At 47.8% G+C, this 6,777-nt stretch carries 6 protein-coding genes; 3 read left to right on the plus strand and 3 right to left on the minus strand.

The genetic code is table 11. From position 1 onward, the window contains the following. Window positions 1-375 precede the first annotated feature (375 nt). On the minus strand, window positions 376-858 hold the full coding sequence (petD, locus tag RIE73_RS24695) for a cytochrome b6-f complex subunit IV (protein WP_006105395.1): 483 nt from the start codon (window positions 856-858) through the stop codon (window positions 376-378). Between the two features lie 56 nt (window positions 859-914). After that, window positions 915-1,583, minus strand: a complete 669-nt coding sequence (gene petB / locus RIE73_RS24700) for a cytochrome b6 (protein WP_446395865.1) — start codon at window positions 1,581-1,583, stop codon at window positions 915-917. A 509-nt stretch (window positions 1,584-2,092) separates the two neighbouring features. On the opposite strand from petB, the gene ctpA reads away from it, so the two are divergent. After that, a complete protein-coding gene (gene ctpA, locus RIE73_RS24705) occupies window positions 2,093-3,331 on the plus strand; it encodes a carboxyl-terminal processing protease CtpA (RefSeq protein WP_446403698.1) in 1,239 nt (412 codons plus the stop codon). 394 nt (window positions 3,332-3,725) lie between these two features. On the opposite strand, the gene RIE73_RS24710 is transcribed toward ctpA, so the two are convergent. Continuing rightward, window positions 3,726-4,355, minus strand: a complete 630-nt coding sequence (locus RIE73_RS24710) for an MBL fold metallo-hydrolase (RefSeq protein ID WP_446403699.1) — start codon at window positions 4,353-4,355, stop codon at window positions 3,726-3,728. Window positions 4,356-4,604: 249 nt separating this feature from the next. Here RIE73_RS24710 and RIE73_RS24715 point away from each other — a divergent pair, with 249 nt between their 5' ends. Then, a complete protein-coding gene (locus RIE73_RS24715) occupies window positions 4,605-5,828 on the plus strand; it encodes a site-2 protease family protein (protein WP_446403700.1) in 1,224 nt (407 codons plus the stop codon). A gap of 261 nt (window positions 5,829-6,089) precedes the next feature. Beyond that, the gene (locus RIE73_RS24720; protein WP_446403701.1) at window positions 6,090-6,602 is read left to right on the plus strand and encodes an FHA domain-containing protein; all 513 of its coding nucleotides are present in this window, start codon (window positions 6,090-6,092) and stop codon (window positions 6,600-6,602) included. The last annotated feature ends 175 nt before the right edge of the window (window positions 6,603-6,777 follow it).

Consider the following 6,777-nt stretch of genomic DNA (forward strand, 5'->3'; position numbering starts at 1 on the left):
CCTTACAAGGGATTGACCCTTCGACTTCGCTCAGGGTCAAAGCGATTTGAATTTTTCTTTTATGTCCTAACTAGTACAGCGCTGCGGAAATACTTGAGCAGCTTCGTAAATACGATGAAGCTGGGGGAGCAGGGGAAGCTGAGGGAGCTGGGGGAGATATTAGCTGTTCAGTTATTTCTGCCTTCTTGCACTAGAGTGCGTAGTGCTATATTTGGCTGTTCCCTGTTCCCTGTTCCCTGTTCCCTGTTCCCCGTTCCCTGTTTCCTGTTTCCTGTTCCCTGTTCCCTGTTCCCTGATGATATAACACCTGCCATTGCCTTAGATAGAGACATAACTAAGACAGCGACAGGTGTTAAGTTCAAAGAATTTGAACGTTTAGAACAGACCCAAAGTAAACGATTTGTCAATCGGGAATGTTGCACCAATACCCATCCACAGCGTAACCAGGGTACCAATCATAAAGACAGTGGTTGCCACTGGGCGGCGGAAGGGGTTTTGGAACTTGTTGACGTTTTCGATAAAGGGAACCAGGATTAGACCAAGTGGAATCGCTCCCGTTAACGCAATCCCCAAGAGTTTATTGGGAACAACACGCAGAATTTGGAATGAAGGATAGAGATACCATTCCGGTAGGATTTCTAGGGGAGTAGCAAACGGATCAGAGGGTTCGCCAACCATAGCTGGATCGAGGACAGCTAGAGCAACGCATAGCGCGATTGTCCCCATAATCACGATTGGGAAGGTGTAAAGCAGGTCATTGGGCCAAGCAGGTTCACCGTAGTAGTTGTGACCCATGCCTTGAGCCAATTTTTCGCGTAATTTGGGATCGCTGAGATCCGGCTTTTTCAGAATTGACATGATTTTAAATGTCCTTAATCAACAAAGAGTAGCACGTCTTTGTCAGGAATCGCCGTTTAGAGGGGACCAGAGATACCCTGCTTGCGAATCATGATAAAGTGCAGCAGCATGAAGACGGCAATGAGCCAAGGAAGAACAAAGGTGTGCAGGCTGTAGAAGCGAGTCAAGGTAGCTTGACCCACACTTTGACCGCCACGAATGAGTTCAACGATTAAGGAACCAACTACAGGAATCGCGTCAGGAACACCGGAGACGATTTTGACCGCCCAGTAGCCCACTTGATCCCAAGGTAGAGAGTATCCTGTCACGCCAAAGGAAACGGTAATGACTGCCAAAATTACGCCTGTTATCCAGGTCAATTCCCGTGGCTTTTTGAATCCGCCTGTCAGATAAACCCGGAAGGTGTGCAAAATCATCATTAGCACCATCATACTGGCAGACCAGCGATGGACGGAACGGATCAGCCAACCGAAGTTGACATCCGTCATGATGTACTGTACAGACGAAAATGCCTCTGTGACCGTTGGTCTGTAGTAGAAGGTCATGGCAAATCCAGTGGCGAACTGGATAATAAAGCAAACCAGAGTAATTCCACCGAGACAGTAGAAGATATTAACGTGGGGAGGAACGTACTTTGATGTTACGTCTTCAGCTAATGCCTGAATTTCTAGACGCTCCTGAAACCAGTTAAAAGCTTTTGATTCAGTTACCTGCTTAGAAAACATGAAGCCAGAATTTTTAGAAGGATATTGCTGGAAAGCGTGTGAGCTAATCCTGGATAGGGTTAAGTCTATCAGGAAATGAGATAGCTCTGGGACTAGCGTGTTGAATACCGCTGGGGCGGAATCTTTGTATCGGGAACACTGACCCGATTTGAAATTGCTCTATGAGAAATGTAACATAACTTGACAAGAGTAGTCCTTTGTCATTCGTCATTCGTCATTCGTCATTCGTCATTCGTCCTTCGTCCTTTGTCATTTGTTGAAAACTACTTGCACTCTGTCGGGGCGGGTTTAGGGATATCAGGGTGAAAACCAAACGTTAACGGTAAAACCCGCCCCTACACCTCCCCTAGCTCCCAGACGTAGCATGCTACGTCTCTACATTGCTCCCCCAGCTCCCCCAGATTCCCTTCTCCCTCAGAAAACTGTACCCCTGGCACACTTATTTTCTGAGACTTTGCCAAACTAGATAAATGAGAGCATCAAAGCCTAGCGTTAATTTTTGTTGAGTTATGCCAAAACGATCATTCTGGGTTGGACTGATAATCCTTTGCCAAATTGTCCTGCTATGGGTGGGGTGGACTCCCTCAGCTTCAGCATCGACTCAAGAACAACAACTATTTTCCGAAGCGTGGCGGATTGTCTCGCAAGCGTATGTGGATGATTCCTTTAACCAGCAAAACTGGTGGCTGGTGCGCCAGAAAACTCTGAAGAAGGATTTAGAGAACCGTGATGCCACATATAAGGCAATTGAGAAGATGTTGGCAAGTCTGGATGATCCCTACACGCGACTGCTGAAACCGAGTCAATATCGCAGTCTTAAGGTGAATACATCCGGTGAACTGTCTGGTGTCGGGTTACAAATTGCCCTGGATGATGAAACCGGGCAATTAGCTGTTGTCGCGCCCATCGCTGGATCTCCCGCTGAGGAAGCTGGAATTCAACCGCGCGATCGCATTGTGGCAATTGATGGCGAAACCACAGCCGCCTTAACCCTCGACGAAGCCGCCGCCCGGATGCGTGGACCGGTTGGCACAAGCGTCACCCTCTCGGTACAGAGCAAAGACGAGCAACCTAGGGTGATTGAACTGGTGCGCGATCGCATTGCCCTCAATCCAGTTTATGCCGCACTCGATTCTGAATCCAACAACATCCCCATTGGCTACATTCGCCTCACCCAATTTAGCGCTAATGCGCCCATGGAAGTCGAAGCTGCGATTAACCAACTCGAACAAGAGGGGGCAAATGCTTACATTCTCGATCTGCGGAATAATCCCGGCGGTTTATTGCAGGCGGGTTTAGAAATTGCGCGTCTCTGGCTGGATCGTGGCACTATTGTCTATACCGTTAATCGCAATGGCATGATGGGCAGTTTTGATGCTTTTGGACAGGCAGTTACAGAAGCACCGTTAGTCGTATTAGTCAACCAGGGAAGTGCCAGCGCCAGTGAAATTTTAGCGGGCGCACTTCAAGACAATGGTAGAGCGGAACTTGTCGGGGAACGAACCTTTGGGAAAGGGTTAATTCAGTCCTTATTTGACTTATCCGATGGATCAGGTTTAGCCGTAACCGTTGCCAAATACGAGACGCCCAATCATCGAGATATCAACAAGTTAGGGATTACGCCGGATTGGGAGGTGTCTCTTGATCCGATTCCTGTGACTCGTGCGGGTACAGCCTCAGATCGCCAATATCAAGCCGCCGTGGAGTTATTGACGGGGGATTCTGTCTTAACCGCTAAAGCCGCATAAGTCAGAGATGGGGGAGATGAGGGAGATGAGGGAGATGAGGGAGATGGGGGAGATAGAGTTTTAACGAAAAATAGAGCGTTTCAGCTTTTAGAAGTTAGTTTGACCGAACCTAATTCTGTACGGTTTTTCCCCCTTGTCTTCTTTCCTTCCTTGTCCTCCTTGTCTTGTCCCCACCCTAAAATAAAAAACCTACACCTGTCAGGTTGTAGGGGCGGGTTTTACCTATAACGTTTTGGCACCAACCGATAACTGAACTAAACCCGCCCGTCTCAGGATTCAGGGGACGCAAAAGTTAAATTAGAACTGATCGGAATCGTCAAAATTTAGTCGGGGCGGGTTTAGTGACATCGGGGTGAAGGAAGAAACGATAATAGTGAAACCCGCCCCGACACCATCAAACTCGGTCAATTTGAGACAGCCGTTGATAAGCCTGATCGATCGCGCCTTTTCCCCGCAGCGCCCCGGTGTTTGCCCCAGGACAGATATAACTCAAGGTGTCTGGGGTAAAGCGATCTAGGATAGCCTGGAGGCTGCGAAGTTGGCGTTGCCAGTGAAATGTTTTTGAGACTCGTAACGGTACAGGTTCTCCCTCTGGGTTGGGTAGCAAATGGCGTCCAGAAAACAGCACACCCCCTTCCTGGTTATAGTAAAGGCAGGCTGAACCCGGAGAATGACCCGGTGTCCAGATAGCCGTACAGCGCTCAGAAATCGCCAATTCTCGGTGAAAGGAGGTAACGTTGGCGCTGGGTAGCAGATAGGCTTCTTGTTCTTGAATCACCAGCTTACAGCCAAAGGTGTCCTGAATCTCCTGGGCTTTGCCAATACCGCCGCGATGGGTAATGAACAGACACCAGACACCGCCGTGATCCTGCAAAAATTGCTGAGTTCCCTCATGCCAAGCCGGACAATCAATCAATACCCCAGCCCCATTCTCTACAATGAAATAAGCTGTACCTCCTAAGGTGTCACGATTGGGTGGAAATGCGAAAATAGAATCAAGGATTAGGCGTGGGGATTTGAACACAGTAGGTTGTAGATTGGACGACGATCAGGAACGAAAAACACGATGAGCCGTTGGATACAAATCAGGTTGCACTATACGGGTTGGTCTGTAATCATTAGCCACTTGGACTAATCGGACTCATCGGGGTCAAGATTTTGCTTTTATTACGAATGGGTATATCTGTACATCATGGAACTCTGGTTACTCCTAATTTTACTTGTTTTCATTGCCTACTTTATTGGCAGGTACTCGGTTACCAGGATGAACCGGATGCCGACACCCTCTCAAAACTCAGCGACTGGATCAACGGTGTCCCAGACGGCTGAAAAGTTAGGGCTGCGTCCAATCACCAAGCAGGAAGAAACGGAACTGCGAAATTGTTTTCCTTGGGGGGTCTACTATCTCCAAAATCTGGAATATCGTCCCCAAGCCGTTTTATGTCGGGGTAAACTCCGTACCAATCCGGATGCGGCTTACAAAACAGTACGGAAAAATGTTGAAGCCGAATTTGGCGATCGCTTTTTTGTGATTTTTCAGGAAAGCTTCAGTGGGAAACCCTTCTTTGCCTTGGTTCCCAATCCCTATACCCAGCCTAGAGGGAGACGGTTGCAGGATGAGTTAACTCGACCAGGTTTAGCATTAGCGCTAGTGGTGATTACCTTGTTTACCACAACCGTGGTGGGCGCGACTCAGATTGCTGGACTTTCTGCCGAACAAGTGCAATCGAACCCAGAGGCGTTACTCAGAGGATTGCCCTATGCCTTAGCCCTGATGGCAATTTTAGGGATTCACGAATTGGGTCATTACCTCGTCGCCCTGTATTATAAAATACGGACGACTCTGCCCTACTTTATCCCTGTACCCTTTTTCTTAGGCACATTTGGCGCATTTATCCAGATGCGATCGCCTGTCCCCAATCGCAAAGCTTTATTTGATGTCGGGATTGCTGGTCCGGTGGCGGGGTTACTGGTTGCCCTTCCCCTGCTGTTCTGGGGGTTAGCCCATTCTAGTCCAGTGCCGTTGACGGAGGAATCGGGATTGGTGAATATCCAATCCTTAGATCCGCGTTTTTCCCTATTGCTGTCAGTCCTCAGCAAATGGGCATTAGGTAGTCAATTCATGCCAGATATGGCGATTAACTTGCATCCCGTCGCTGTGGCGGGGTATATCGGCTTAATCGTCACCGCGTTTAATTTAATGCCTGTCGGTCAACTGGATGGCGGTCATATTATCCATGCCATGTTTGGACAGAGAACCGGTGCCGCCATTGGTCAACTGAGTCGCTTATTGATGTTGGTTTTGGCATTCTTACAACCCGATTTACTCTTGTGGGCGATTATTTTAATCTTGCTGCCCGTCGTCGATGAACCCGCATTGAACGATGTTTCCGAATTGGATAATGGGCGCGACTTTGCCGGATTGCTGGCGTTGACTGTTTTGGTGAGTATTCTCCTACCCGTTCCAGGAACCCTGTCACAATGGTTGAATTTTTAGGCGTCGCCAGTCCTGTAGTTTTCGATGTAGCATGAAAGAAACAGAATCTGATGTCTTCTACTCTCTAGAGCCTTCTCCAAGGACGCCTAATGCAGAGTAGCTGCAAATCTTAACCTGCTAAAATAACTGTTGTCCCCCTTATCTCCCTGATCTCCCTTGTCGCGAAGCGTTGCGATCGCCCAATGGTTAAACTAGATTAAACCACTTTGGGTTATTCGCTTGTCGTTGTTACCGCCTTCGGTCAACCCAAGGATAAAACAAATGTCTCAAACTGAAACGTCTCAATTCCATAAACCGGCTAACCACACACCCAAGGACTCCCATCAGCTTTCCGAGGCTTCAGATGCTCAAGAAAGCCATCTATTGCTGGTGGAAGATGATAAAGGACGCCGAATCGTTCCCTTAGAAGCGGAAGTCTATTCCCTTGGTCGATCTCCGAATTGCGATATCCGCTTGTTCTCCATGTTTGTCTCGAGCCAACATGCTACGTTACGACGGATAGCACTTGATGACGGGTCTTACCGTTACAAAATTATGGATGGTAATCTCCAAGGTCAACCTAGCACCAATGGTATCTTGATTAATGGTCGTAAAATTAGTGCTTACGAACTTAAAGATACCGATCAAGTTATGTTTAGCGGTAGTTCAGGCGTGAGTGCGAAATACTACCGACTCAAGCCCGAAGATAAAAGACTTAAGTCCGAAGACAAACAAAGTGGATCTCAAGACCCGTTTGATATTACTCTAATTGACCCCAGTGTGTTAGACGGTTAGAGTCGTACCCAATTTACTCGATCACATTTCGCTAAGGGTTGATAACAGACAGCCAGTATGATACTATATGGTCATATTGGCTTAAATTTACTCAGATTGGCGATATTCCTTTGAGAGAAGCCGTTAAGCGACTTGGATTACATAAAAACACGAAGCAGGAAGTAGGCAGATAATG

The sequence above is a fragment of the Coleofasciculus sp. C1-SOL-03 genome (genome assembly GCF_040220555.1).
Taxonomy (GTDB): domain Bacteria; phylum Cyanobacteriota; class Cyanobacteriia; order Cyanobacteriales; family Coleofasciculaceae; genus Coleofasciculus.